This window comes from Rhodococcus sp. NPDC059234, from assembly GCF_042754225.1.
Classification (GTDB): domain Bacteria; phylum Actinomycetota; class Actinomycetes; order Mycobacteriales; family Mycobacteriaceae; genus Rhodococcus_G.
This window is the reverse complement of the sequence record NZ_JBHZAH010000004.1, coordinates 20,160-45,920: the sequence shown is the minus strand read 5'-3', so window position 1 is coordinate 45,920 and position 25,761 is coordinate 20,160. Positions and strand designations below refer to the sequence as shown.

21 protein-coding genes are annotated in these 25,761 nt (G+C 68.1%); 15 read left to right on the top strand and 6 right to left on the bottom strand.

Going from position 1 to position 25,761, the window contains the following annotated elements; genetic code table 11:
• Positions 1–78 precede the first annotated feature (78 nt).
• Both ACFXGJ_RS01610 and ACFXGJ_RS01605 read right to left on the bottom strand, forming a co-directional pair.
• The gene (locus ACFXGJ_RS01610) at positions 79–1,491 is read right to left on the bottom strand and encodes a GTPase (protein WP_378615785.1); all 1,413 of its coding nucleotides are present in this window, start codon (positions 1,489–1,491) and stop codon (positions 79–81) included.
• Positions 1,488–3,338, bottom strand: a complete 1,851-nt coding sequence (locus ACFXGJ_RS01605) for a dynamin family protein (protein WP_378615783.1) — start codon at positions 3,336–3,338, stop codon at positions 1,488–1,490. Before ACFXGJ_RS01605 ends, ACFXGJ_RS01610 begins: the two co-directional genes overlap by 4 nt.
• Before the next feature lie 244 nt (positions 3,339–3,582).
• Between ACFXGJ_RS01605 and ACFXGJ_RS01600 the strand changes: the two genes are divergently transcribed.
• From ACFXGJ_RS01600 to ACFXGJ_RS01575, 6 genes are all read left to right on the top strand, one after another.
• Complete coding sequence (locus ACFXGJ_RS01600) at positions 3,583–3,915, top strand: hypothetical protein (RefSeq protein ID WP_378615781.1); 333 nt, start codon at positions 3,583–3,585, stop codon at positions 3,913–3,915.
• Positions 3,916–4,068: 153 nt separating this feature from the next.
• The gene (locus ACFXGJ_RS01595; protein WP_378615779.1) at positions 4,069–5,976 is read left to right on the top strand and encodes an Hsp70 family protein; all 1,908 of its coding nucleotides are present in this window, start codon (positions 4,069–4,071) and stop codon (positions 5,974–5,976) included.
• Between the two features lie 162 nt (positions 5,977–6,138).
• Positions 6,139–7,242 (top strand): FG-GAP repeat domain-containing protein, encoded by a 1,104-nt coding sequence (locus tag ACFXGJ_RS01590; protein WP_378615777.1) that lies wholly within the window; start codon positions 6,139–6,141, stop codon positions 7,240–7,242.
• Between the two features lie 24 nt (positions 7,243–7,266).
• The gene (locus ACFXGJ_RS01585; RefSeq protein ID WP_378615775.1) at positions 7,267–8,082 is read left to right on the top strand and encodes a C39 family peptidase; all 816 of its coding nucleotides are present in this window, start codon (positions 7,267–7,269) and stop codon (positions 8,080–8,082) included.
• 96 nt (positions 8,083–8,178) lie between these two features.
• Entirely contained in the window at positions 8,179–8,580 is a 402-nt protein-coding gene (locus ACFXGJ_RS01580; protein ID WP_378615773.1) for a hypothetical protein, read from the top strand.
• Between the two features lie 106 nt (positions 8,581–8,686).
• A complete protein-coding gene (locus tag ACFXGJ_RS01575; protein WP_378615771.1) occupies positions 8,687–9,226 on the top strand; it encodes an RNA polymerase sigma factor in 540 nt (179 codons plus the stop codon).
• 1,200 nt (positions 9,227–10,426) lie between these two features.
• On the opposite strand, the gene ACFXGJ_RS01570 is transcribed toward ACFXGJ_RS01575, so the two are convergent.
• A complete protein-coding gene (locus ACFXGJ_RS01570; protein WP_378615768.1) occupies positions 10,427–11,305 on the bottom strand; it encodes a restriction endonuclease in 879 nt (292 codons plus the stop codon).
• Between the two features lie 411 nt (positions 11,306–11,716).
• Between ACFXGJ_RS01570 and ACFXGJ_RS01565 the strand changes: the two genes are divergently transcribed.
• The 7 genes from ACFXGJ_RS01565 (at position 11,717) to ACFXGJ_RS01535 (ending at position 21,053) form a co-directional block, all read left to right on the top strand.
• Positions 11,717–11,929 carry a type I restriction-modification system subunit M N-terminal domain-containing protein gene (locus ACFXGJ_RS01565; RefSeq protein WP_378615882.1) on the top strand — a complete coding sequence of 71 codons (213 nt, stop codon included), beginning with the start codon at positions 11,717–11,719 and terminating at the stop codon, positions 11,927–11,929.
• Between the two features lie 594 nt (positions 11,930–12,523).
• Positions 12,524–14,596 carry a site-specific DNA-methyltransferase gene (locus ACFXGJ_RS01560; RefSeq protein ID WP_378615766.1) on the top strand — a complete coding sequence of 691 codons (2,073 nt, stop codon included), beginning with the start codon at positions 12,524–12,526 and terminating at the stop codon, positions 14,594–14,596.
• The gene (locus ACFXGJ_RS01555; RefSeq protein WP_378615764.1) at positions 14,593–17,148 is read left to right on the top strand and encodes a DEAD/DEAH box helicase; all 2,556 of its coding nucleotides are present in this window, start codon (positions 14,593–14,595) and stop codon (positions 17,146–17,148) included. The genes ACFXGJ_RS01560 and ACFXGJ_RS01555 overlap by 4 nt, the downstream gene beginning before the upstream one ends.
• A 743-nt stretch (positions 17,149–17,891) precedes the next feature.
• Positions 17,892–18,218, top strand: a complete 327-nt coding sequence (locus tag ACFXGJ_RS01550; RefSeq protein WP_378615762.1) for a hypothetical protein — start codon at positions 17,892–17,894, stop codon at positions 18,216–18,218.
• A 122-nt stretch (positions 18,219–18,340) separates the two neighbouring features.
• Complete coding sequence (locus tag ACFXGJ_RS01545; RefSeq protein ID WP_378615760.1) at positions 18,341–19,942, top strand: hypothetical protein; 1,602 nt, start codon at positions 18,341–18,343, stop codon at positions 19,940–19,942.
• Between the two features lie 43 nt (positions 19,943–19,985).
• Positions 19,986–20,399 carry a recombinase family protein gene (locus ACFXGJ_RS01540; RefSeq protein WP_378615758.1) on the top strand — a complete coding sequence of 138 codons (414 nt, stop codon included), beginning with the start codon at positions 19,986–19,988 and terminating at the stop codon, positions 20,397–20,399.
• Positions 20,400–20,471: 72 nt separating this feature from the next.
• Entirely contained in the window at positions 20,472–21,053 is a 582-nt protein-coding gene (locus ACFXGJ_RS01535) for a hypothetical protein (RefSeq protein ID WP_378615756.1), read from the top strand.
• A gap of 69 nt (positions 21,054–21,122) precedes the next feature.
• On the opposite strand, the gene ACFXGJ_RS01530 is transcribed toward ACFXGJ_RS01535, so the two are convergent.
• The 3 genes from ACFXGJ_RS01530 to ACFXGJ_RS01520 all read right to left on the bottom strand — a co-directional run bounded on the left by ACFXGJ_RS01530 (position 21,123) and on the right by ACFXGJ_RS01520 (position 23,934).
• The gene (locus tag ACFXGJ_RS01530) at positions 21,123–22,496 is read right to left on the bottom strand and encodes a sensor histidine kinase (RefSeq protein ID WP_378615754.1); all 1,374 of its coding nucleotides are present in this window, start codon (positions 22,494–22,496) and stop codon (positions 21,123–21,125) included.
• Positions 22,493–23,185 (bottom strand): response regulator transcription factor, encoded by a 693-nt coding sequence (locus tag ACFXGJ_RS01525; RefSeq protein WP_378615752.1) that lies wholly within the window; start codon positions 23,183–23,185, stop codon positions 22,493–22,495. Before ACFXGJ_RS01525 ends, ACFXGJ_RS01530 begins: the two co-directional genes overlap by 4 nt.
• 80 nt (positions 23,186–23,265) lie before the next feature.
• Positions 23,266–23,934, bottom strand: coding sequence for a phosphatase PAP2 family protein (locus ACFXGJ_RS01520; protein WP_378615750.1), 669 nt, complete (start codon positions 23,932–23,934; stop codon positions 23,266–23,268).
• A gap of 135 nt (positions 23,935–24,069) precedes the next feature.
• On the opposite strand from ACFXGJ_RS01520, the gene ACFXGJ_RS01515 reads away from it, so the two are divergent.
• Positions 24,070–24,840, top strand: a complete 771-nt coding sequence (locus ACFXGJ_RS01515; protein WP_378615748.1) for a hypothetical protein — start codon at positions 24,070–24,072, stop codon at positions 24,838–24,840.
• Between the two features lie 149 nt (positions 24,841–24,989).
• The gene (locus ACFXGJ_RS01510) at positions 24,990–25,457 is read left to right on the top strand and encodes a hypothetical protein (protein WP_378615746.1); all 468 of its coding nucleotides are present in this window, start codon (positions 24,990–24,992) and stop codon (positions 25,455–25,457) included.
• Positions 25,458–25,761 lie beyond the last annotated feature (304 nt).

Below are 25,761 nucleotides of genomic sequence, written 5' to 3'. Positions count from 1 at the left end.
GGGCCCTCGGGATGGTGTCGGGGGTTGGATGCCCGGCGCGGCGGGCAAGGTTCCCGACCGAGACGATCGTGGCGCGGCTCACACGCCGCGCGCGAGCAGTCCGTACGTGTGGATCAGCGGGACCAGGGCCGCGTCCTCCGCGGCGGTCATCGTCGACAGCTGCTGCGCCTGCGCCCAGGACAGCTTGCGGCGGGCCTCGGCCCGGACCTGATCTGCGGTGGCACCCGGCGGGAGCCCGAGTCTGCCTGCGTCGGTGGGGTGTTCGATCAGTCGACGCAGTTCGTCGGTCACCGGCGAGGCCGGGTCGGCGTCGAGCATCGCCCCGAGGTGTTCGAACAGGACCACGGTGCGCAGCGCGGGGTCCGCCCGCAGGGCGGCGGCGATGTCGCGGATCCGGTCGCGGGCGGGATGGGTGTAGGCCAGCTGGTCCAGCTCCCGCACGATCCGGCCGGCCCGGTGCACCGCGGCGAACGCACCGAGATGCCGAGCGAGGACGCGCCGCAACTGCGGGACACCGGATTTCGCGACGAGCCAGTCGTTGAGCGCGGCCGCACCCCGGCCCGCGACCGCACGACCGTGGATCATCCCGTACTCGCCGAGCAGGTCGAGCAGCCGGTCGCGGACGTGCGGCTCGGCGGGGTCGTCGGAGTCGAGCAGGTCGATCAGGTCCAGCGGCGCCATCGCCCCGAGCTCCGCGAGGGCGCGTGCATCGGCCTCGGTCAGCGCGCCGGTGTGCGAGGTCTCGGCCAGCAGCCCGGCGATCGGCAGCACCGTCATCACGGTGCCGCGCAAGCGATGCGCGAGGGTGACCGCGTGCTCGGCGGCGTGCTCGAGCGGGTCCCGGTTGCCGAGCGCACCCTCCCCGAACCCGTCCGCGCGCGAGAGCACCCCGAGCGTCGTGAGTGGCGTGAAGCCGAGCTGCCGCAGGAAATCGACCTCGTCGGCGCGCGGGGTGGAGTCGAACAGGAACACCGCCGCGTCGGCGTCGACGGACGCGGTGCGGGTCTGCTCGAACCCGTCGATCAGCGCGCGGCGGGTACGGGCCTCGTTCTCCGCGGTCAGGGTCGCCAGTCCCGGCGTGTCGACGAGGGTGTGATCGCGTATCGCGGCCGACGGCAGCCACCGGTGCAGGTACGCGATCTCGTCGGCGGGCACCGGCAGGGCGGCGATCTGCCCGCGGACGGTGTCGACCGGGTTGCGGGTGCCGTCGAGCAGCACCGCCTCGACCCGGGCCGGCGCGCCGTCCTGGTAGACGGAGACGACGCTGGTGGCCTCGAGCGCAGCGGTCTCCGCGACCGCGGCCCCGACCAGCGCGTTGACCAGGGTGGACTTGCCCGCCTTCAGGCGCCCGACGACCACGATCCGTGGCGGCGACCACAGGATCGCGCCGATCCGGTTGGCCTCCGCGGCGAGTTCGGGACCGAGTGCGGCGAGCGCGTGCAGGGCCCGGTCCAGGCTGGCGCGGACCGGATCGAGCGGCGGACCTGTCACCGGGCACCGCCGTCGGCGCCGGTGAGTTCCGCGATCAGCGCTTCGGCCCGGGCGATGTTGTTCACGACCACCTTCCGGTTGCCCTCGAGGCGGGAGAGCTTCTTCTCGCGCGTCGCCTTGTCGGTGCGGGCGAGGTCCTCGGCCTCCTTGATCTGCTTCTGCAGATGCTCGATCGAGGTCTTGAGGTGGTCGCGGTACCGGATGACGATCTCCGGGCGGGCCAGCGCGAGTGCGGATTCGAGCATCCGCGCGGTGGTGGTCTTGGTGGTGGCGGTCGTCTCCCGCATCCAGGACAGCAGGTTCGTCTTGCCGGCCCGCATCGCCCGGAAACCGAGGTTGAATCCGACCCAGGCGACGCCGACCACGGCACCGACGCCGACGACCGTGGTCACTCCGATCAGGCCGCCGAGCATCGACGAGCCCATCACGCCCATCGTGAGCATCGACGGGTCCAGCAGGCCCTGGCGTTTCCCGGCGACGCGGTGCGTCTCGAGGGAGCGGTTGGCCAGGGCGGCGGTGACCTGGTGCTGAATCTCGTTCCACACCAATTCCGAATCGAATCGGGGCGCCACGATGGTGCCGTGCAACCGGTCCAGGAAGACGGTGATCGACGCCGCCATCGCGCCCTGGAAGTCGCTCTCCATCTCGGCGGTGAAGTGCTGCGGGTTCTTCCGCAGCACTTCCATTCCGCTCTTGTTGATCCGGGTCGTCCACTTGTCCCGGATCGCGTCCAGCCGGCGGTCGAGTTCGTCGGTCGCGTCCTGCCGGATCAGGGTCAGGTCCCGCTGCAGGTACTGCTCCCACTGCTGGGAGTGGTCCTTGAGGTCCTGCAGTTCCGCGAGTTGCTCGGTGAGGCCCGGGATGACCTGGTCGCCCCGGGTGAGGGCGTCGATCTGTGCGCCCATGTCGGCGTCAAGGGACCGCAGTCCCCCGACGACCGTCCGCAGCCCGTTCGCCGCCGGAAGGTCCTCCGCCGCCGCCAGTTTCGCGTGGATGGTGGAGCGCAGACCGGCGATGCCGGACCGCTGCTCGGCGCGGTCCCGCTCGGGTCCGGGCGGCGACTCCGCGGCGAGCAGCGCCCGCAGGCTCGACACCGGGAGCACCGGCACGTCCCGACCGAGGTGTTCGCGCAGCAGCGCCCGGTTCTCCGCGACGATCGGCTTCCAGCGCCGGACGTTCTTGTCGGTCTTGGTGACCACGACGACCAGCGCCTCGACGCCGGCACCGGCGTCCCGGACGAACGCCATCTCCGGCGCCGTGATCGGGCTGCCGGCGTCACACACCATCACCAGCACGCACGCCCGGGCCGCGGACGCCGTCGCCAGCGCCGCGTAGCCGGGGTCCAGTCCACCCACGCCGGGGGTGTCGACCACCGTGACGTCCCCGAGGCGACTGCCCGCGACCGGGACGATCGCCCGGGTCGGCAGCTCGTCGATCCGGGCGTCGGTGACGCGGCGGCCCTCGCAGGTCACCCAGTCCGCGAGGTCCGCGTGCGGAATGCGTTCGCTGCGGCCGGGGAAGAGCAGGTGCGCGGTGCCGTCGGGGTACTCGCCGGACGCCTCCCCGACCGCGAGGGTCGTCGAGGTGGTCACGTCCACCCCGACGGGGCTGGCGTCCCGCCTGCCGACGAGGGCGTTGATCAGGGAGCTCTTGCCACGCCCCACCTCGCCGACGACCACGACGGATCGGACCTGGTCCGCGCCGGACGCCCGCTGCTCGGCGAGGTCGCTGAGCTCGTCGTGACCAAACGGGCGCAGGATCTTTCCGGTGATCGACGCGAGCAGGGCGTCGGCCCGTTGACGCGGGGGCGTCGCCGTCCGGCGATCGTGCTCTCCGGACCCGTCCACGCATCTCCTTCCGTGCCGCCTGCCGTCGGTACCGTCCGTACCCTAGGGCATTACTCCGCCTCCCGGTGTCGGCCCCGGCGGGCGTCTGCCGCACCGACCTCGAACACTCCGCCGAATTGTGATGTGCGCCACTGAGATTCTTCCGCCTCCGATCGGGGCGGCGGTGCACGGCTGGGGCGGCGTCGTGCAATGATGCCGCCCGGCCGTCCCGACCGTGGGACGGCGACGAGGTTCAGGGGGCACGATGGGCGGGACGCTGGTGTTGACGATCGACTTCGCGGACGGGTCGGTGTCCGCGGGCCTGCTCGACACCGGAACGGGTCTCGCGCAGCGGCTTTCGCTGGGCGAGCCGGCACCGGACGCCCGGTCGCGGCCGGAGCTGGTCGTGCCTGCCGCCACCTCGGCCGCCGCCGTCGCGTCGGCGCAGCTGGCCGGGATCGTGACCGGACCGGACGCGCTGGTGTTGACGCATCCCGAGGACTGGACCCGTGGCCAGGTCGGCGGGTTGCGCGACGCCGCGACGGCCGCCGGATACCAGCCGAACCAGGTCACCGTGCGGCCCGCCGGCCGGGGCTGACGACGGTCGTCGACACCACCGGGAACCTTTCGCCGGTGCCCGCGATCCAACTGGGAGACGACACGAACGTCCCAGCTCCGCTGCGGACACAGGAAGGACCGAACCGATGAACCAGTGCGCCCGGGCAGCCGGCGACGAGAAGGGACTCCGCTGATGTCCGCCCGAGAATGGGTGCTCGGTATCGACTTCGGTACCTCCAACACCGCGGCCGCGCACACCGGCCCGGTGTCCGGGTCCGTGGAAGCTCTGCAGCTGAGCCACAACCGCACCACGATGTCGTCGTCGGTGTTCGTCGAGTCGCCGGACCGCATCGCGGTCGGGGACGTCGCCGCCGACCGGGCCGAGTCCAACCCGGCCGCGTTCATGCCCTCCCCGAAGCGCGTGGTCGCGCAGGGCGTGGTGAACGTCAACGGGTACGACCTGCCGGCGTCGGTGCCGGTCGCGGCGGTGCTCGAGTCGGTGATGGCCCGTGCGGTCGGCGCGCACGGCGGATCCGCGCCGTCGGAGCTGGTGCTCACCCACCCGGAGGCGTGGTCGCCGCGGGAGATCCAGGTGCTCCTCGACGCCGCGGGGCGGCTCGGGCTCGACGCGTCGAAGATCCGCACGGTGTCCGAACCGCGGGCCGCCGCGCACTACTACTCGCGCGCGAACACCCTCGCCCCGGGAACGAAGATCGCGGTGTTCGACTTCGGCGGCGGCACCCTCGACATCGCCGTCCTCGAGGCCAACGACGCGGGCACCTTCGACGTGGTCGCCGCGCGCGGCGACAACGGGCTCGGCGGCAAGAACTTCGACGCGTTCGTCCGCCGCTGGGTGGACCAGCAGCTCGAGGCCCGCGACCCGGACCTGCTCGACTACCTGCGTCGCGAGGCGCCGATGGACGTCCGGTACGCCCTCGACGACTCCATCCGCCGCGCCAAGGAGCTGCTGTCGGAGGCCCCGTCCGCGACGATCACCGTCACCGGCGGTGACGGGCGCGGCAGCGAACGGTTCCAGATCACCCGCGAGGAGTTCGAGGAACTGATCGCCCCCGCCCTGGACAGGGCGGTCCACCTCACTCGGGCGACCCTGGCCGACGCCCGGGTCACCGACCCGAGCGAGCTCGAGGCGCTGTACCTGACCGGCGGCTCCTCGCGGATCCCGATCGTGCACGCGCGGCTCGCCGAGCTCGGCCCGATCGCGACCCTCGACGACCCGAAGACCGTCGTGGCGCAGGGCGCGATCGCCGCGGCGGCGCCGATCGTCCGCGGTCTCGGCGGGCCGCCGCCCGGTGCCGCGCCGGTGACCCCCGCGCCCGCACCTCAGCCGTACGCGCCGCCCGTGCCACCGCAGTCGACGCCGACGACCCAGTCGTACGATCCGCCCACGCAACAGTTTTCGGCCATTCCCCCCGAGGTCCCGGCGGGCGGGTCGGGCACCGCGGGTCGCGGGAAGACGTGGGCGCTGGTCGCCGCGGCCGTCGCGGTGGTCGCCGTCGGTGTCGGGGTCGGCGTGTACGCGCTCGGCGGCGAGGACGCCCCGGCCGAGCCGGCCCCGGCGCTGGTCGCGGGCGGATCGTCCGGTGCCGCCACGGATTCCGGTGCGGCCGCGGGTTCCGGCGGTGACGGTACGGGCGGCGCGACCGCGCCTGCGTCGAAGGAGGCGGTGATCGCCGGGCTGCCGGCTGCGCTGCGCACCGAGGTGGAGAACTGCAAGACGTCCGGGGAGACCGAGAACGGTGGCCTGCAGTTGCAGTGCGTGATCCGTAAGGGCAGCGCGTTGACCGCGGGCATCACCACCGGCGACTACCAGTCGATCATCGTCTCGGTCGACGTCAAGGACGCGAAGAAGCGGGTGCTCGGGATCCGGCAGGGATTCCAGAACAACTCCGCCGTCGCCACCAACGAGACGGTCGAGGACACCGGCCGGGTGGCGGCCGCGCACATCGACGGCCCGGGCTACAACAACACCTTCAAGATCTGGTACGCCAACTCGTCGACCGGCGTGATGGCGTCCTACGGCGGCGCCCAGGGCCTCGACGGCGCCAAGACCTTCCTGGCCCGCTCGGGGCTCATGAACTGATCGCGGACGCATGACGAGGGGCTGCCGAACCACCGTGTTCGGCAGCCCCTTTCGCGTGTCGGCCGGGGCCGCGAGGATTGCTCGCCACCGTCGGGAACCTTTCCGGTGTCCCGCCGCATCCAACTCTCGACAACGCACACGAGAGCGAGCGAGGACGAAACGATGAGCAACCCGGACGCATACACCGACGCCGACCTCGCCGAGTACGAGGCCGAGCTCACCGACATCGCGGCCGACCCGAACCTGAGCCCCGACGAGAAGCTGGACGCGATCGGGGACGCCGTCAGCGCGGAGATCGACGAGATCATGGGCGCCGCCCCCGCACCGGCTCCGTCCGCCCCGTCCATCACGGACACCGACACCGCAGACACCGCACCCGAGGAGACCACCGTGACCGAACCGACCGCCACCGTCGAGGACCGGCTCGACGCGATCGACGCCACCGCCGAGGAACTCAGCAACATCGGCGCCGACGCGACCGCTGGATCCGACGTGGTCGGCGACCCCGCGACCGCCACCTACGGCACCGCCACCCCCGACACGGTCGCGGAGCCCGTCTCCGAACCTGCCCCTGCCGCCACCGAGCCGGCACCGACCGCGACCGGCCTCGAGGGCAACGTCGACTACTACTCCCCCCGCGACGTCGACCGGGACGGCAACGTCGACGTCATCCACGCCCGCGTCGACGGCGTCGACACCATCGCCCACGTCGACGACGAGGGCAACGTCACCCTCGTCGAGCAGGACACCGATCACAACGGCACCTACGAGACCGCCACCGCGGTCCGCGCCGACGGCACCGTCCGGATCGCCGAGGACAAGGACGACGACGGCGACGTCGACCTGGTCACCTACCACGACCCGGCCACCGGTCAGCCGGTCCGTCAGGACGAGATCGACGGCGCCCGAATCACCGCCAGCCAGTTCGACACCGACGGCGACGGCCGACCGGACGTGCACCTGGTCGACAGCGACGGCAACGGCCGCTTCGACACCGCGGCCGTCGACACCGACGGCGACGGCGTCGTCAACGCGACCCTCATCGACACCGACGGCGACGGCAAGTTCGACCTGGTCACCTCCGACAACGACAACGACGGCAGCCAGGAGTCGTACCTCACCTCCGGCGAGAACGGGGTCGGGTCGCTCGGCGACATCAGCACCTACGAATCGCTGATCCCCGCCGACGACAGCTACCACACCCAGGCCGGCACCGACGCCTACGAGCCGCCGGTCGTCGACGAGCTGCCCGCCGACCTGGCCTGACCGACCGCCCCGGAAGGATCGACGATGGACGACTTCGACGACGGCGCGGGCGGCGCGTGGTCGGGTGCCGACGTGGCCGTCGCGGAGGCGCCTGCGGTGGACGACGCCGCGCCGGAGCAGATCCCGCCCGCCGACCTGCAGCCCGAGATGGCGGCGGAGCCGGACGAGGTGTCGGTGCCGGACGAGGTCTCCCTGGGCGCCGCCGGTGACGTGGCGGCGTCCGTCGAGGAGGGTCCCGACCTCACCGACGACGGTGCGGTGCACGGTAACCCGGTCGCGTGGACGCTGGACTGGTTCTACCAGCAGTTCGACGGGTACTGCGGGCCGTCGGTGGTGGCGCAGGTCGTCGCCCAGTACACCGGGGCGACGATCACCGACCCGCAGCAGCTGGTGGACCGCGCCGTCGAGCTCGGATTGATGGACGATCCGAGCGCGGGGATGACCCTGCCCGCCGTGGAGGCATTGCTCGAGGATCAGGGGGTGCCGTGCACCCGCACCGACGGTTCCCTCGACGACCTGCGCGGCCGGCTGGACGCCGGGTACGGGGTGATCGCGATGGTCGACTCCGGGGAGATCTGGACACCGGAGGACGAGGCCGGCGAGGACGACGCCCCCGATCACGTCCTCGTCGTCGCGGGCATCGACGACGCCCGCGGGGTGGTGATCCTGTCGGATCCCGGTGTGCCGTACGGCAATCAGCTCGAGGTCCCGATCGAACAGTTCGAAGCGGCCTGGGCCGACTCGGGCTTCCAGATGGTCGTGACCGACGCCCCAGACGACGCGCTGCTCGCCCCCGCGGCGACGCCGGGTGAGCGTCGGTCGGCGATCATCGCGCTGTGATCGCGGGATTCGGGCGCGGAGGACGCACAATGGTGACGGTGGTGCCGACGCGCGGCGCCGGCGGTGACGGATACGAAGGAGTCGACGAGGTGACCGATGAACGATGACGAGTCGCTCTTCGCGGAGTCGAGGGCGGACGCGCTGCCGCCGCTGCCCGAGGACGTGTGGGAGCGGGCCCTGTCGGTCGCGCTGGACCCGGCGACGCCGGCGGTCGACGCCGATCTCGTGCCCGAGATGGACGACGATCCGGTCGTTCCCGACGACGACATAGTCCTCGTCGACGACGAGTTGTCGGCCGGCGAGCACCTGCTGCCCGGCGACCACACCGCGGACCTCCCGGTCGACGACGACGAGCCCCTGCGACTCGACGATGACGACACCGACACCGACACGGGACTCGGCGACCTCGGGGACGCCACGGACGTCGGGGTGCACGACCCAGGGCCGGACCTCCAGCACGACGCCGTCGACCCCTTTCCGGGCGACGACCTGCTGTGACCGGAGCCCCGGACCCCACGGTGACGCGCCGTGCGCGGGCTGCGGGTAGCATCCCCCACGGCCGTGTGGGGGTTGGGTGAAAACGCAAGGAGCGTGGGGGAAGTCGATGGACGACGCGGAACTGTTGGCCGCGTGCCGTGGAGGTGACCAGCACGCGTTCGCCGAGCTCGTCGGGCGGTACCGCACCAACGCCTGGCACGTGTGCCTGCAGATCACCGGCAACGCCCACGACGCCGAGGACGCGCTGCAGGACGCGTTGACCGCGGCGTGGCAGAACCTGCACCGGTTCCGCGGCGAGGCCCGCTTCAACACGTGGCTGCACCGCATCGCGACGAACGCCGCCCTCAAGGTGGTTCGCCGCCGCAAGCTCACCACCAGCCTCGACGACACCGACGACGACTCCCCCGGCATCGACCTCACCGACCACGGCAGCGGTTTCGACGAGCAGGTCGTCACCTCGGACGCCGTCCAGCACGCACTCCGTCAACTCGGCGAGGACTTCCGCGTCGCCATCGTCCTCGCCGAGTACGCCGACCTGCCCTACGCCGACATCGCCGAACACCAGCAGGTCAGCGTCGCCACCGTGAAGACGCGAATTCACCGGGCGCGCAAGCAGTTGGCGCAGTCGCTGGCGGCGGCCGGCTGACGGAGACGTCGGGGACGCCCCGGCTTCGCGGCACTGATCTGCGCCTCAGACACCGGCCAAGGATCTCCTAGCCGACTGGGCGAACGCCTGCGATGTCAACTCACGTACGTGAACCGCCTCGGAAACCCGACGCTGTTGGAGAGCCTCACAACATTGTTGTCGGCAACGCCTTCCACGACGCGAAACTGCCGTTGAACGCGCAGAGCGGCGGCGACTTCACCGTTGCCCCACCGAACCGAGCACTGTCGGCAAGAACACCGGGTGGGCACATCCGTGCCGGGCCTTCAGGTGTTCGAGCACTGCGACGCCAAGTCCATCGATGTGCGTACTGAGATGCTGATCGCGTCGGCGCTGGAAATCTGGACCACAGCGGCGTCAACTCTGATACTTATGGGGCTTTTGTGCGTCACTGTTACCGCCTGTCGAGCTCCGCTCGTGCAGAGCGTCTGCTGCGAACTGGCGTACCCATCCTGAATCCTCGGACTGTGCGACTCTCCATCTCCAAATACCCGTCGATAGTCGCCGTCGCGGTGTCCGTGTTCGCCCTTGTTCTCAACTTCGAGAGTTGAGGGCACCGTAACGCTCAAGCATGCCACCTTGGACCGATCCGTCTGGCGTTCCGTCGGTCCCACGCCAGTACGCCGGTTCCGATACCGCACACTCGAACCGATCTATCACGACTAGATGGAGCCCGGAGAGCGGAGGACGCTAGCGGATGGGGCCTACACACGGGGCAGGTTTTCGCAGGCAGACGCACGCCATACGCCGCTGCAGCACCACCGCAAGTGGAGGTGCGCTACGCGCGTTCACCCGCACGTACCCATCCCGTTGAAGCGGCGAGTCTTCGATGCGGGACGCATTTCGTTGCGACCAGTCGCAACTCGGCGATAGGCAAGTCCCCAACAGACTTCGAGCTAGCCGCTCAGGGACACCCGCGTCCGCAGGCTGCCGTCTGCCCGCGCCGAGAGCGTCTCAACGAAAGGTGTTCGGCCGGGACTAATCCCGCACGAGGTCGACTTAAGCCAAGGGCGGCTATCATTCGCCCGGTTGCTGAAGGGCGGCAACGGTCTCGACGGAGCGCCGCGGGAGCCGCCTGCTCACGCTCGTGCTGTGGTGCTCCCGCGACTACGTCCGTCCACGACGCGCGGTCGCTCCCGGGCTCCCCGGCAGACTACTTCCCGCCCGGCCGGGATCACGAGATCAGCCCTCGGGGTTGCTGACCATCCATACCTGTTTCAGAGGTAGGCGGGCCTGGAGGTCGGCCGGTAGGCGGGGGTAGTTGCGAAGCACGGCATCGACCACGTCCGCTGCCGCCCACACCCGGATCCTGAGCCGATCGTGGCGCATCTGATCCCGGCCCGGTCGAGTCAGCCCGTCCCAAGCCACAAGCAGACCCTGATCCGCCTTCTGCGTCGCCATCACACCCTGAAGCTGTGACACCACTGGCGCGCCGACCTGACCACCGGACTTGACCTGCACCAACACAGTTGGTGAGTCCAATCCCAAAGGGCCGCAGCCCGCGGTGATGTCGATGCCGCCGTCCGGTCCGGGCGGGGACATGTCGCACCGAAAACCCTCGGCTTCGAGGACGGCGGTCACCAACCGCGCCAACTCGTGACCGGTGAAGTCCTCTCCGATGCGGGTGAGGATCTGATCCGTGGCGGCCTGTTCGAAATCGGTGCTCAGCTCGGGCGAATCGACTGAGCTGTCGGACTCTGAGCCGGCGGTACCGGTTCCGGGCGGGATCGGCAGTGCTTCCACCGCACCGGGATCCGTGCCGTACTGCAGCAGGTGCTCGAGGCGCGAGACCGCGTTGTTCTTGCTCGGCGCGAACACGGTGAGCACGCTGCCCAGCGTGTAGAGCAGATCCTGCTTGACCGCCGAGCGGGGCAGATCGGTGCGCCGCCAGTCCACCGACACCGTGTGGCGCATCGCAGGCGGCCCGTCGGGTCGATACCGGTAGCCCTCGGTGACCCGGCCCAGCGCGATCTGCTTGGTCGTCTTCATCGGCATGACGAGCAGGTCACCGGGGGTGATGCGTCCGCGGATTGCCCACAGTTGCGCTACAACGTTCTGCACTCGACCCTTGCTTTCACCCATGAGGATCGGCTCGACAACTCCAGCGATGTCGGCGCGCGAAGTGCAGGCCGTGAGGTCCGGGATCTCCTCCCAGCCGCCACCCGAACACCCCTCGGCGATGGCAGCCTGGTCCCTTTCTCCCAGCCTGCCCGAACGCACTACCCACGCTGATGCCGTCACAGTTGCCACCGTATCCATCGGCTGATCCCGTGACGACTCGGACGGAGGCCGTGGCGTCGAATCCGCCGTGCAGTGATCAGTCGCGCTGCGCGGTACGCGATGAGGGAACTCGGTTCATTGACGACGCGAGCGATTTCGAACCAGCGCAATCATTGCTGCTGACTTCGTGGCCCGCCGGGGTGTCGTGATGCGCGATGATGTTTGGGTGACGCACCGGCTGCTGCAAACTGTGTGCAGCCTGTTAGGACAGCGCGCCCGGGCTCGCGCCGGGCCTCCAGCCTTCGTCGTCGGGTGAGCCTCGTAAGGAGCCTTGTGAGCACCCTCGGTAGTTTCATCTGGTCAATCACCGACCAACTTCGGGGTCCCTACCGCGCCAACCAGTACTGCAACGTGATCCTCCCGCTCAGGGTCCTACGCCGCCTCGACTGCATCCTCGATGCCTGAACGGGAGTCGGTGCGCGCTCGCGGCGAAGTACGACAACCCCAACCGTCTCAAGATCGAGGTCAAGAAGGCCACTTGGCGAGCGTTCTACACACGGCGTTCTCCGCCGCATTCTCCGGCCTGCTACCAGGCTCGGTTCACGACCGAACCGAACCCGAATGCGGTGGGCCTGTTCCGGGCGCGGGGGAAACGGACTCGCCGGGCGACCCGAGCCCCGAACCGCTCGAGGCGTGGCCGCCGTTGTGGCTCCATCGTTGCGAGCACGCCCGGTCGGTGCAAATCATCTTGCCGCCCAGCTGATTACCGGGATCGGCGGGGTCCGACGTCCATTGTTCACCTGCCACTCGTGTTCCGAAGAGCGCCGATCGCGCGAGGAAAAGCCTCGAAGCCGAGCGGCTGATCACATCACCGGCACCGCCGGTACCCACCCTTATCGGGGGCGCAGCTGGATCAGATCCTTCGCCAGCTCGACGGGTCATCAAGCTGAGTGGCCGCGGTTCCGCAAGCTGCTCCGAGCCCAACGGAAACCAGCCCGACTGCTACCCCATAAGCTCCTGGGGTAGCAGTTGAATCGGTAAGACATGGCAAGGGGCGAAATGGGCGACGAATCAAACGTCCTAGACCAGTTGATTTCCCGCATCGACGACCCCCGTCTGCGTGAGCGGCTCGCGCGTGAGGTAGATCTCCTGCGTGGGTCTCGTCGCTTCGGGTTGGTGTTCGACCGGCACCTCCCTGAGTCGGTCCGCCTTCCTGACCATCCGATCCGCAAGGGTATCCGCGTCGCGCTACGCGACGAGTCGTCTTCCGAAGCATGGATCGTCGACCGGTTCACCGACCGCACTCGCGAGGTCGCTGTCCTCAGCGGCGACGGCGGTGAGCGGCACGTCTCCGAGTTGATCGTGGTCCGTGAGTTCGGTGAGCCAATCTACCCCGGTCTGCGGTCGGCGGAGCGGATCGAGAACGGTCCTGCTAAAGCGCCGTGGCACATCGTGATCAACGGCGAGAACTTCCATGCACTGCAAGCCTTACGGTCAACGCACCGCGAGAAGGTTGATCTGATCTACATCGACCCGCCCTACAACTCCGGCGGCAAGCGATCGTGGCTCTACAACGACAGATTCGTCGATGGCAGCGACCGGGCGAAGTCATCGAAGTGGTTATCGTTCATGGAACGTCGTATCAAGATTGCGTGGCATCTGCTTAAACCGTCGGGGGCAATCATGGTCTCGATCGGTGACGATGAACAACATAGGCTTCGGATGCTCTTGGATGAGGTATTTGAGGTGGACAACCGGGTTGCTCAGCTTGCCGTGGAGATGTCCACGACCTCTGGCCCAAAAACCACGAACGCTCAGCAAGGAACAATCGTCAAGAATATTGAGTATGTGCTCATATATCGAAAGTCAGACGCATTCGATGTGGAGGTACAACACACACCACTGTACGACGGAATCGACAGGTGGGACGCGAATTACCCATTGTGGCTCAACGACGATGGCACTACGGACTCAGTCTATGATCGTCTCGACCGTGATCCTGACGTGCGCGCAGACATTGAGCGATTCGAACTGATCCACGAAACTGGCAAAAAACGAGGAAAGTTCCTGGGCGCGTCGGCAATGGACGTCCTACTCCCGGCTTCCGAGGCTGCACGCGGGTTCATCCTGAACAACTTGCATCGCATAGGCCGCACTGATACCCCGCCGGTTTCTGCCAATGTGGTTGATGTGCCGGCTGGCCGATGGGTGGTGCACCACACTGACGACCGGTCGTATCGGCTCACTAAATCCGGCAAGGGTAAAGTCTGGCAGATCTACACACTCGACCGAAACTACCGACAGTCTGACGACTACATTCCCCGGTTTGGACGCACCGTCATCAGAGGAGATCTCTGGCGCGGGTTTCATTCGGACATGGGTCATGTGTCGACCGAAGGCGGTGTCGCATTCGCCAATGGAAAAAAGCCGTTACGACTCATCGAGCAGCTGATTCGGTGGGCCAACAATGCACCAGATGCAATCGTGCTCGACTTTTTTGGCGGTTCTGGAACGACCGCTCATGCGATCATGCGGATGAACGCCAAAGACGGTGGCCATCGCCAATCCATTGTAGTAACGAACAATGAAGTAGGTATTGAGCAGCAGCAGAAGCTGCGTCGACACGGCTCGCACCCCGGCGACACAGAGTGGGAAGAGTGCGGTGTGTTCGAGGCGGTCACCCGTCCCAGGGTCTCGACTGTTGTCACTGGGAAATGCCCTGATGGCACTGTGCACTCCGAAGCGCTGGCGGCGAACGTGGAGATGTTCGACCTGACCTACCTCGACCCGGGCATGGTTCGCCGCGGGCACGAGTTCGAGTCGGTCGCTCCTCTGATGTGGCTCGAAAGCGGTGCGCGAGGGCCGCGCATCAACAGGGCGCCGGACGAGGGCTGGGCGCTCACCGACGCCTACGGTGTCCTGTTCGACATCGACGCGCTGTCCGCGTTCACCAGCGCCGTGACTAAGGCCGCGACCAGCGCTACCCCGCCTGCGGTGGCATTCATCATCACCGACTCCGAGGCCGAGTACCAGGAGGCTGTCGAGCGCATCCCTGTCGGGATCGAGACAGTGCAGCTGTACGAGGACTACCTGTCGAACTACACCATCAACATCGCGGGCGGTGCCCGGTGAAGTTCACGCTGGAGAAGTATCAGACCGACGCCGTCGAAGCTGTCCTGACCAGCCTCGCCAAGGCGCGCGCGGCCTACCTTGAAGACAGCGAGCGCACCGCTGTCGGTCTCACCGCCCCAACCGGCGCCGGCAAGACCGTCATCGCCACGGCGGTGCTCGAAGGCATCTACAAGGGCACACCGACCCGCTCGCCGAACTCGAACATGACCGTTCTGTGGATCACCGACGACCGGGCACTGAATGCGCAGACGATCACGAAAATCCACCAGGCATCCGGCGGTGCGATCGACATTAACTGCATCCGCTACCTGGGCGAGGTCGACTACCGCACGCTCGAACCCGGTGTCATCTACTTCGTCCATATCCAAGCCATGCAAAAGAATTCGACACTGCACGCCGTCCGAGCCGACGGAACCCGCAATGACAAGCGGACGCACGGCGCGTGGGACATGATCGCCAACACCGCGCGCGAACGCGGCGAGGACTTCCTGGTGATCTGGGACGAGGCGCACCGCGGTTCGGCGACGAAGGGCAACGACCGCAAGTCGATCGCCGGGACGATCGTCGGTGGCGGGACGACCAACATCGGCACCACGCAGCCTCCAGCGCCCGTGGTCCTCGGTATTTCGGCAACGCCTGATCGGTTTCACGCCGCCATGCACGCCGCCGATCGCACGATGCGCCTGCACGACGTCAAGGCCGGCGACGTCCGCGAGTCCGGCCTGCTCAAGGACCGCATCCTGCTGCGCAGCCTCGGAGAGTCGCAATCGGCCGACAACACGATGCTGGCGCTAGCGGTCGAGGAGCTGAAGTCCTCGGACGAGGCATGGCGCGTCCACCACGAGACCACCGGTGACCGGCTCGTCGAGCCGCTGCTGGTGGTGCAGGTTGAGCAGGGCCTGTCGCCTGCGAAGGAGGAGGCACGACTGGCGGAGATCCTGTCGGTGATGGAGTCGACGTGGCCGGCACTGTCCGACTACGCCGTCGCTCATGCCTTCGGCGACCCACACGGCCCAAAGAAGGTGGGGGACAGGACTATTCGCTACCTGCCGCCGGAGGCGATCTCCGGCGACGATCAGGCGCGGGTCGTCTTGTTCAAGTCTGCGCTGACTACCGGCTGGGACTGCCCGCGGGCCGAGGTGATGATCTCGTTCCAGAACAAGGACAGCTACACCGAGATCGCCCAGCTGATCGGCCGGCTCGTCCGCACCCCACTTACCAAGCGCATCGACGGCGGCCACGACCGCCTCAACGAGGTGGCCGCGTATCTACCAGGCTTCCGAACCGAGCACGTCGCGCGGGTCGTGAGCGCGCTGACCGAGGACGAAACCGTCGAGGTTGACATCGTCGTAGCGCCTGTCGTGTGCGAGAAGTCCGCGACGGTGCCGGCCGAACTGTTCGACCAGCTCGACACGCTGCCGTCGTACACGCGACAGAGAGCGTCGTTCAGCTCCCGCACTGCCCAGCTGATGCGCTTGGCGGCTACGCTCACCGAGCACAACGTGATCACGAAGGGGTCGGCGAAGGCCAAGCAATGGATCGTCGACCAGATACGCGCCGCTGATGGCCAGCACAGCAGCGAGATCGACGCGAAGGTCGACGACATCGTGTCGCTAACGATCAGCACCACGATGATCGCCTACGGCGAAACGATCATGCAGAGCGTCGGCAAGTCCAGCACCGCCACGAATGAGCGAGACTTGGAGGGCTACTTTCAGAAGGCCAAACGCCTGCTCCCGGACGGTTCGGCGAACTGGTACTTCAACGACCTGTGCGACGCGGGCGAGGACGAGGTCGACGCTGCCGTGCGCCTGGCAGCGATGGCCGACCTCGGATTCAAGGCGACAATTGAGGAACAGGCCGAGGTGCTGATCGGTACTTGGCGCGAGCAACATCGCGCGAAGGTGTCAGCGCGTCCGCGTCACGTCCGGGACCAGATCGAACCCTTATGGCATCAAGGCTCAACGCCCATGCTTCCCACGACGGTCGAGGTCCGTGACGCCTACCCGGCCGCGACAGAGAGGGTGCGCGACAAGGCCACCGAGCCGATCACCACGTACCCCTCTCACCTGTACGTCATTCCCCCAGGAAAGCCTCACCCGGGCGAGTTCCCGGTCGACACGTCCCGCTCGTCGTGGGAGGCGGAGGTTCTCGACGTCGAGCTCGCGTCAGAGACTCTGGTGGGCTGGTACCGAAATCCCTCGTCAGGCCGGCATGCGCTGGCGGTGTCCTACGAGTTCGGCGACAAGCACCAACTGATGCACCCGGACTTCCTGTTCTGGCACGACGATGGCGACGGCGCGTTCGTCATGGACATCGTCGATCCACACCGGTTCGACCTCGCGGACACCTCGGCGAAGTGGTCTGCCCTTGCGCGCTACGCCCAGGACCACACCGATCGGGTCCGCCGCTGCCTCGCGGTCGCAAAGGTCGACGGCAAGTTGCGAGCACTGGACCTGACCGCACCTGGCATCGACGACAAGATCGCGGAAGCCACGAACCAGAACCTGATCGAGGCGATCTTCCTCGCCGATGGCATGGCCTATCCCTAGCACGGCCGGGCAACGAGGTGTACCGGATACTGGATCCGGTACACCTCGCCTACTGCTGATTAGGCCCCGCTGACCTGGCGAAAGCGACTCCACGCCACACCTTCCATAGTGTCACCGAGAGTCCCGGGCTTGGACTCCCACGCACCGCCGCCCAGCAACGATCGTGTCCAGGTCACCAGGTGGCTGCATGCGCAGATGAAGCTCTCCCAACCGACCCGGGTGGACGGCAAAAGCCCCGTCTTCCTCGGTTCCGATGACCCTCGCCGACATCACAGACTCGAACATCGTCCACGACACTGAACGCAAACTCGCGGTCGCCCCGAGGTCGCAGCCTCGTCGACGCGTCCCTCGCGCGCAAGGGCAACGGCGTCCTCGAGATGTGGATCGCGCCCGCCGCGTAGCGGTACACCGTCCGTAGCATGTCCGCCGGCGATAGCTCGGACACTGCAGCGATCGACGAGCTGGGGATGTTCCGACAGGGACGTGGGGCATGTACGTCCGCCAGTACGAGTTCCTGTCGCAGTTGTTCGACTACGAGAACCCGTGGCTGTAGAAGCTCGCGATTTACCTCAAACTCCGCCCCCCAGCTCACCGGCGACGAAAAGCAGACCCCGATCGACGTCCCCGGTGACGATCGACTACCTCGGTCACCACGAGCAGGCGCAGCAGCACAGCCAGCCACCGCCGGCGTGCGGTTGGAGCCAGCGAAGAATGCATACGCCGGATCCGTGAGGGATCCGGAGATGGTCGCCCTCGAAGTGGTGATCGCGAAGATCAACGACCTATTCTCCGGCGATCACCCGGATTCGTACGACCCGAATGTCGTGACGCACATCTGGGACCGGCTCGAGGAATCGGAAACGCTGCAGCAGCAGGCCCGTCACAACTCGATGGCGCAAGTCTCCGCCAGCCCCGACCTCGATATCGCGTTCGTCGACGCCGTGATCGGGGCGATGGAATCCTCGGCAAACCAGTTGGCGCAGATCCTCAACAACAAGAACCTCGCCCAGAAGCTCCCCGGCGAACTCCTGCCGTCCGTGTACCGCACCCTGCACGGAGTCGGCGCCTGATGTACGACCTTCCCGGCCTGGCACCAAATTACGACAGTCGGAGTCGGCACCAGCTACAAAGACTATCCATGACGGGGTGAGCCAGTAGGGTGCGCACATCGAACACGGAAGAAGGAGGCACAGTGCAGGTTCTCTATGTTGTGGAGTTTGACGTTCGGCCGCGGAACGCTTCAATCGATCTGTACGAGACGACACTGGGCAGCATCGCGTCCTGGCTCACCTTCACCTCGGGTCAGCGCATTGATCGGGTTACCCTGGCCACCCGTGGGCGTCTCGAGATGCGCCCCAACAAGTCCGGTTCTCCCCGCACTGCTATCTGGGAAGCCACCGGCACAAAAGATGCGAAAGCGATCAGGGTCGAGATCCGGGATGGTAGTGAAGAATCGGGCTCAGCATTTGTTACCCGACTGACGTTGGGACACATCGGCACTGAAACGACCGTTCGTGTCTCAATGGCACGCGAGAGCTCTCCTACATGGCTTTCACCTGCGCCGCCAGCGGATCTCTGGCAGCCTGGAGTCATTCGTTCGCTTCTCGAGAACGACCAGATCGTTCTCGCCATCAACGGTCAGATTCAGGATGGCCGCTACCTGCAGGTCCGAGATGATGCCGAAGTCAGCACCCTAGCTGAGGCCATCCGCACGCCCTCTCGATTGCCGATTCTGCTCGTCCATACGCGAACACTTCCCGCACTCAAGGCATCTCGCGAGTCTGCGGCCAAACTTGTTGGTCTTGTACGTGTCGTGACTATCGACTATCGCGCTTTGAGGACTCTCGATGCCGAGATACCTGGATTCGCACCACCTTTTGCGGGCGCACGGCTGATCTGGAGCGACCCTTCAGCACGCACCGTTTCATTCGACGAGCAACAGTTGAATTCCGAAAACTCGGACCTACTACGAGCCCACCTGATGCGGCTGCTCGCACCGACATCCGTTCTCGCGCGCGGTCTGGATCGCGCCTTTCGCGAGGCGCGTCGGGCGGAGGTCGCCGATCAGGATCGCTCCGCTCGAGCTCGGACCGCGCATGCCCTGGCCGAGGGCAATACCAGTGCGCAGATTGAAGCCCTACAAGACGAACTCAGCGCCGTACGATCAGGCGCCTACGAGTGGCAGCAACTCGCAACAGACGAGGAGGATCGCGCTTCACGATTCCAGGCACAAGCGGAGAAGGTGCCCACTCTCGAAGCCGAAATCGAACAGCTGAAGGTAGCCCTTCAAGCAAGCATCACTCCGCCTGACGCCGCAAGACCCGAAGAAGATCCCTGGGCAACACTCCCACCCCTCATTACTGGTGACGCATTCAGTGCAGAGAACCTCTTCCTTCATCTGCAAGACGCCGGGTCCGGGCACATCCTGTTCACCGATCGAGCTGCAACTACGTGGAAGAAGAGCAAGTATCCCTTTCCCGATGAGATGGCCGAGTGTCTAACGAAGCTCACCCGAGTTGCGGCGACCCTCTATGACGATCAGGACCGAACCTACCCGCATCTGGATACATGGATGCGGGACGAGTTCGATCTCAAGGTCGCTCTTCAAGACGATCGAATCGAGAAGAACGCCAAGCTCCGGGACTTTGAATACGACGGCAGGACGCACAACAGAACGCCGCACGTCAAGGTTCGCGATCACACGGCACCGTCACAGGTGGGGCGGATCCATTTTGCCCTCGACTCCGGGAATCGCAGGATCATCGTTGACCACGTGGGGCTCAAGCTCTACTGAGTTGGGATCGCCCAGCAAATCCGGAGAGTCCCATTTCCTTTTAGTGAGACGGCTCCTGACAGCCTGGCGCCGAAGTGGGTCATCCCAACTCAATTCCGTCTCAAAAGATCATTCCAAAGCGGGGTGCCGAAACCCTGCTACGGAAACAATTTTCGATCCGCCTGACGGCATCGAGCTGAGATACGCGCGCGTCTCAACGATAGGACAGGACCTCGACCGGAAGATCGACGCCCTCACCGCCTCCGGCATCGACCCGGACTGCATATACGTCGACCGCAAGTCCGGCGCGACCACCGACCACCCCGGGCTGACCGTCCTGCTCGAGGACGCCGTTGGTGGAATTGCTCCTACTGCTGGGAAAGGGAGAATGAACCCGAGCTGCCGGGCGTGGACCATTCACACCAGTCTTTGCCTCGAGGCCGGCGCACGACCGATCGTGCGCCGTACACCCAGGTAGGCGCCGCGCCGAAGACCCTCGCCCCGCGCTACCGTGGACCCGCACACATCCCCGCGCAGGACAGAGGACCCGATGACCGACCACGACACCACCGACGACCAGCCGCTTCGGATCGACGGCGCCCTCGCCGTGGTCACCGACGAGCGCGACCAGCTGCACTCCCTGTGCGTGCGCACCCTCGCCGAGCTGCTCGGCTCCGAGCCGGACACCGACGAGGACGGCGACATCGCGATCCCCGTGCACGGCTTCGCCGTCTACGTGACGGTCGCCGACGACGGACCGCAGCTGCACGTGTGGTCGTCGATCGTCACCGGCATCACCGACCGCGCGCAGGCCACCACGCAGCTGGTCGAGCTGTCGGAGGAGTGGCCGCGGTTGCGCTTCACGCTCAGCGAGGAGCACCTGCTGGTCTCGACCCTCCTCGACGCGGACCCGTTCGCGCCGCAGCACCTGCTCAACCTGATCGACGAGGTCCACGACCTCACCCACGACCTCGACGACGACTTCGCGGCCCGGTTCGGCGGCAGCCTCGACTGCGACGCCGACGACGACAGCTATGCCGGCGAGTGCGGTGGCGGCGGCTGCGGCGACGACTGCGCGTGCGGGCACGACGCCGAGCCGGCCGAAGGCGACCTCGGCATCACCGCCAAGTAACCCGGCAACAGCACCAGGCCGGGTCGCCCCGCACGGGGGCGGCCCGGCCTTGCTGCGCCACAGGTCAATTCACGCCGCCGGCAGCCGCAGCGTGAACACCGTGACCCCCGCCTCCCGGGCCACGTCGATCGTGCCGCCGTGCAGCCGCGCGTTCTCCAGCGCCAGCGACAGCCCCAGCCCGCTGCCCTCGCTGCGCCCGCGGGCGGTGTCCACCTTGAAGAACCGCTCGAAGATCTCCTCCCGGTGCTCGTCCGGCACCCCCGGCCCGTGATCGCGCACCTCGACCACCGCCCGCTCCCCCTCGCGCCGCACGCTCACGCGCACCGGGTCGGCCCCGTGCCGCAGCGCGTTCCCCACCAGGTTCGCCACCACGATCTCCAGCCGGCGCGCGTCCCCGCGCACCGGCACCGGGGCGTCCGCCGACACCGGGACCCGGCCGTCCCAGCCCCGCGCGGTCAGCGTCGCGCGCACCAGCGCCGCCAGGTCCAGCTCCGCGACGTCGAGCGTCGCCCGGCCGACGTCGTGCCGCGACATCTCTATCAGGTCCTCCACCAGCCGGGCCAGCTTGTCGATCTCCTCGCCGACGATCCGGGCCGCCGCGCCGGTGTCCGCGGGCAGCCGGTCCGCCTCCTCCCGCAGCACCTCCCCCATCGGCACCAGCGCGGCCAGCGGCGTGCGCAGCTCGTGGGAGACGTCGGCGACGAACCGGCGCGACTGCGACTCCGACGCCGTCAGCCGGGCGATCGCCGAACCGTGTTGGCGTATCATCTCGTTGAACGTCTCGGTCACCTGCGCCAGCTCGGCCACCCCCACCTCCGGCAGCCGCACGTCGAGGTCGCCGGCCGCGGCCTGCGCGGCCGCGTCGTCGAGGCGGCGCAGCGGACGCACGAGCGTCGACGCGATCCACCACCCGACCAGCCCGCACAGCACCACGCCCACCGTCAGCGTCACCGCGACGATGCGGACGAGGCTGTCGAACTTCTCCTGCACCCCCACCAGCGGCCTGATCGCGTACGCCTTCACCAGTTGCTCCTGCTCGCCGGCGACGTCGCTGACCACCACCGACTCGCCGAGCAGGATCCGCTGCGAGTCCAGCCGCTGGAACCGCACCAGCCGGGGAGAGTCGACGCCGGCGGCGAACGACTCACCGACCTGCGCCGGATCCACCGAGCCGCGGTGCACCACCCTCCCGTCCACCACGGCGGTCGCGTCGCCGGGCAGATACTGTTGCAGCGCAGCCGGATTCGAGGTGTCGATGTGCTGGCCGTACAGCACGGCCATGTCGTCGCGGAACTCGGTGATCGCCGCGTCCTGCGCGTTGGTGTACACCCAGGACCGCGCGGCGATCGCCACCGCGACCGCCGTCACGCCCGCCACCACGGCCACCGCGACGACGAACACCAGCACGAAGCGGGCCTGCAGTCCCCCGAGCCGCGGCCTCACCGCGGCGGCACGAATCGGTAGCCGAACCCGCGGACGGTCTCGACGATCCGCGGGTCGGACGGGTCGTCCTCGATCTTCGCGCGCAGCCGCTGGATCGCCGCGTCCACCAGCCGGGAGTCGCCGAGGTAGTCCTGGTCCCAGGCCGCCGCGAGCAGCTGCTGCCGGCTGAGCACCTGACCGGGGCTCTCCGACAGCACCAGCAGCAGCCGAATCTCGGTCGGGGTGAGGGTGATCGGCACCCCGTCGCGGTGCACGCGCAGCGCCCGGCGGTCGATGTCGAGGCCCGTGTCCGACGGCGCGGCGGCAGCCGCCTGCGGAGCCTGCGGCAACGCGACCGTGCGCCGCAGCACCGCCTTGATGCGGGCGTCGAGCACCCGCGGCGTCACCGGCTTGACCACGTAGTCGTCGGCGCCCGCCTCCAGCCCGGCGACGGTGTCGACGTCGTCGGACCGCGCGGTGAGGATCACGATAGGCACCGCGCTCACGGCCCGCACCCGGCGGCAGATCTCGTAGCCGTCGGCGCCCGGCAGACCGAGGTCGAGCAGGATCAGGTCGGTCTCGGCGATCTCCGCCGCCAGGTCGGTGTTGCCGTCCGCGCGGTGCCGCACCCGGTGCCCCAGCCGGGTCAGGCCGAGGCGCATCGCCTCGGCCCCCGCCGGATCGTCCTCGATGAGGAGAATGCTCGCCACGTGTCGGCCGCCTTCGTCGGATGCACTCCTGCCGCTGGTCAGGATCGTACCGCCGCGCCGGAGCCGCCCCCGGGTCGCGTTCATCGCGCGACCAGCCGTTCCGCCCGCGGATCCGACAGCCGCGCGAGCCCGTCACCGCCGCCGACCGGCGCGTCGGTGGTGGTGAACGCGGACGCGATCAACGTGAAACATCCGACGATCAGCAGCGCGCCGAGGGCGTCGCTGGGCCGGTGCCATCGCAGCACCACCACCGTCACCGCGGTGCCCGTGGTCACCAGCGCCGCGTTGACCGCCGCGACCGGGCGCCAGCGCCGCGGCGTCGCGAGCACCGCCGTGCATGCGACGGCCGCGACCGCGGTGAGCGTGCCGCTCGGGAAGGAGTTGTGCATCACCAGCCCGTCCAGGCTCGGGCGGTTCAGCGCCCGCTTGAGCCACCACGCCGTCACGATCGGACCGAAGGTCACCAGCGCCACCCGGCCGGCCAGCCGCAGCGGCTGCTCCCCCATCACCACCAGCAACGCGACGAGGACCCCGCCGACGAGCGTGAACGGCACGATCGCCCCGACGAAGATCGCGGAGAAGCCGCTGGCCGACGAGGTGGACGCCCGGGCCATCAGCGCCTGGTCGACGACCTGGCCCGCGGTGGTGTGGACGGCGAGCCCGAAGACGGCGAGGCCGACGACCCCCAGCGCGAACGCGGCCGAGAGCCGTTCGGGACGGACCCGGACGCGGCGGTTGAGAATGTTCATGCCACCGACACTGCCGACGCCGTGTCACGAGCCCGCCGCGCCCGCGCCCCGCCTCCGCCACGAAGTGTCACGATCTCGTGACACGCCCGTCGCACGCGTCACGGCGCTGTCGGTGCGGCCTGGCATCCTTCCCCCATGCACCTGAGTGACGAGGGCTTCGAGCCGCCCGAGGCGTGCGTGCAGTGGTGCCGCACCCGGTCCTACCCGCTGCACGTCCTCGACGACGGCGCCCAGGTCGACCTCGACTGGTGGAACGGGCACCTCGCACAGGCCGGCCACGAGATTCGGCTGCGCGGACGCGATCTCGACGGACGCGTCGTCGCCGAGGGCGTCGCGGTGGTGCAGCGCAACGACCTTCGGCGCGGCAGCGAACTCGTCGAGCCGGACGACGACGGCCTGGGTCTGCTGTTCCTCTGCGCCGCCTGGCAGGGCGCGCACCCGCACCGCCGGTTCAAGCGCCGCTTCCCCGACGTGGTCAATCCGCACGCCCGCGTCGGCGAGGACCCGCTCGCCCGGATCCGGGGCGTCCTGAGGCACTGCGCGCGCGAGCGTTCCCTCCCGAACGCGGCGAGCGCGTCGTGGTCGGGCTGGCCGGAGACGCCGGGCGTCGGGGTGTCGCTGCTGGCGGTGTACCTGTGGGCGGTGGAGGCGGGCACGTCGAGCGGCCGGGCCCAGCTGATCGACCAGTACGGCGTCTCCACGCTGATCCACGAGGGCTGGCTCGAGGACCCGTCGGTCAGCGGCTTCACCCTCCGCCGCTACGACCGGTACGTCACCCTGCTCGGCGACTGGGCGGCGCAGGCGAACACCCGCCCCGAGCTGATCGAGATGTGGCTGGTGCAGCGGTGGAGCGCGCGACTGCGCGAGGCCCGGCAGGGGGCACTGGCGGAGCCCACGCTGTTCTGACGACGGGGCAGGGTAACTTTGCGACGGGGGTCGGGGACGGTCGTCGAGATCGCACCACCGAACAGGACGTCGGCACCGTGGTCAACGCTGCACGAATGCGCCTTCTCTCCCAGCGACATTGCCGACCCGTACTCCCGAGGTGCCCCCAGTTGAACCGATCGACCCAAGAAATCTTCGACCGCGCCGCGGAGTTCGCCCAGCGCTTCGAGAATGACGTGCCGACCGACTGGAGCGACCTGATCGAGGCCGACGACGTGGCCGAGTCCGAGGCCACCGAGGCCACCGATCCGACCGACGCCCCCGACGCGGACATGGAGGCCGACGCCGACGCCACCCACGAAGAGGCCGACGCCGAGGTCGACTCCGACGCCACCGACGAACAGGCCGAGGCCGAGGCAGAGACCGCCGCCGAGGCAGAGGCAGAGGCAGACGACCTGGAGCCCACCCCGCTCGCCGTCCTCCGCGCCGCCGCGCGGGCCCACGCCCAGGCAGAGGACGACCTCGCGGCCAGCCTCGCCGCGGCGCGGGACGCCGGCTACTCGTGGAGCGCGATCGTCGCCGAGCTCGGGACCACCGGCGAGTCGCTCCGACAACTGCAGCAGGCCGCGGCCAACTGACCGCGTCTCCGGACGCCTACCCCCCGCATCGGTTGATGGGAACCATCATTCGGTCTACCCAGTTGATGGTTCCATCACCCGGCGCGAGCAGCACTGTGGATCGTCATCGCGTACACGGTCTGCACCGCCGACAGGTTGCTCAGGTGCAGCAGGAACGGATCCCCCTGCGGCCCATCGCGATACGCGCTCAGCAGCGGTGCCTAAGAGCAGGTCGCGAAGGCCACTGCAGAGTCGTAGTGCGACGCGCACGGTATCCCGCGCCCAGGAGCGCTCTCCTCGGGTCGGTGACAGCTTGGTGACACCT

Excerpts from the sequence above, each read along its gene's own strand:
- ACFXGJ_RS01600 (WP_378615781.1), top strand. The coding sequence starts at position 3,583 with ATGGGCGGGACGCTGGTGTTGACGATCGACTTCGCGGACGGGTCGGTG.
- ACFXGJ_RS01595 (WP_378615779.1), top strand. The coding sequence starts at position 4,069 with ATGTCCGCCCGAGAATGGGTGCTCGGTATCGACTTCGGTACCTCCAAC.
- ACFXGJ_RS01590 (WP_378615777.1), top strand. The coding sequence starts at position 6,139 with ATGAGCAACCCGGACGCATACACCGACGCCGACCTCGCCGAGTACGAG.
- ACFXGJ_RS01585 (WP_378615775.1), top strand. The coding sequence starts at position 7,267 with ATGGACGACTTCGACGACGGCGCGGGCGGCGCGTGGTCGGGTGCCGAC.
- ACFXGJ_RS01580 (WP_378615773.1), top strand. The coding sequence starts at position 8,179 with ATGAACGATGACGAGTCGCTCTTCGCGGAGTCGAGGGCGGACGCGCTG.
- ACFXGJ_RS01575 (WP_378615771.1), top strand. The coding sequence starts at position 8,687 with ATGGACGACGCGGAACTGTTGGCCGCGTGCCGTGGAGGTGACCAGCAC.
- ACFXGJ_RS01560 (WP_378615766.1), top strand. The coding sequence starts at position 12,524 with ATGGGCGACGAATCAAACGTCCTAGACCAGTTGATTTCCCGCATCGAC.
- ACFXGJ_RS01550 (WP_378615762.1), top strand. The coding sequence starts at position 17,892 with ATGGTCGCCCTCGAAGTGGTGATCGCGAAGATCAACGACCTATTCTCC.
- ACFXGJ_RS01535 (WP_378615756.1), top strand. The coding sequence starts at position 20,472 with ATGACCGACCACGACACCACCGACGACCAGCCGCTTCGGATCGACGGC.
- ACFXGJ_RS01520 (WP_378615750.1), bottom strand. The coding sequence starts at position 23,934 with ATGAACATTCTCAACCGCCGCGTCCGGGTCCGTCCCGAACGGCTCTCG.
- ACFXGJ_RS01515 (WP_378615748.1), top strand. The coding sequence starts at position 24,070 with ATGCACCTGAGTGACGAGGGCTTCGAGCCGCCCGAGGCGTGCGTGCAG.